Here is a 620-nt window from a genome sequence, read left to right on the forward strand (position 1 = left end):
TCGGGGTGCCGGGTGTCAGGCTGCATGATTGGCGCAGCCCTGCCGCTGATGCGGCAGTTGTGTTTTCTTCCAAGTGATGCGCTGAACGCCATGAGCCAAGATGAAAAAACTGATCGACCTCGGCACTGAACGCGCCAAGCGTGTGCATGATCTCAACGAAAAGCGGCTGAACGAAGTGCGCAAGGCCTTCGAGCAGGCCATGCCGTTGGGAAAAACCCAGAAAAAGCCGAAAAAGAAACCGAAAAAAGCGTTGATCTCCCCCTGCATCCTTTGATGCAGGTCAGTTATTTTCCCGCCTTTATCCTCTGTGTTGACCGGACTTGATCCTGGTCAATTTCTGCGCCTGCGCGATTGGTTAACTTAGCTCCATCGCAGCAAAGCAGGGGCCAGGAGGCCACAGTCATGTTTTTCGATAACGTGGTGTTTGCCGGGGTTCTGACCGTAGGTCTCATGGTTCTGTTTTTTGCAGGGTTTGGATTTTTTATCTGGAAGGACGCGCATAAGCGCAAGAAGTAGGTCTTTTCGGGTTTGATGAGCACGCAAGGCATTTTTGGGCGACTTCGGTTGCCCTTTTTTTTTTTGTCTTGGCGGCCTTTGGGGCCGTACCGATGTTCTTGGGG

At 52.4% G+C, this 620-nt stretch carries 2 protein-coding genes; both read left to right on the forward strand.

Going from position 1 to position 620, the window contains the following annotated elements; genetic code table 11:
- Window positions 1-100: 100 nt before the first annotated feature.
- Window positions 101-274 (forward strand): hypothetical protein, encoded by a 174-nt coding sequence (locus HT737_RS28240; RefSeq protein ID WP_182404458.1) that lies wholly within the window; start codon window positions 101-103, stop codon window positions 272-274.
- Between the two features lie 128 nt (window positions 275-402).
- A complete protein-coding gene (gene ccoM / locus HT737_RS32455) occupies window positions 403-516 on the forward strand; it encodes a cytochrome c oxidase subunit CcoM (RefSeq protein ID WP_041070550.1) in 114 nt (37 codons plus the stop codon).
- The last annotated feature ends 104 nt before the right edge of the window (window positions 517-620 follow it).

It is taken from the genome of Pseudomonas sp. MD195_PC81_125, assembly GCF_014060985.1.
Classification (GTDB): Bacteria; Pseudomonadota; Gammaproteobacteria; order Pseudomonadales; family Pseudomonadaceae; genus Aquipseudomonas; species Aquipseudomonas parakoreensis.

Excerpts from the sequence above, each read along its gene's own strand:
- HT737_RS28240 (WP_182404458.1), top strand. The coding sequence starts at position 101 with ATGAAAAAACTGATCGACCTCGGCACTGAACGCGCCAAGCGTGTGCAT.
- ccoM (WP_041070550.1), top strand. The coding sequence starts at position 403 with ATGTTTTTCGATAACGTGGTGTTTGCCGGGGTTCTGACCGTAGGTCTC.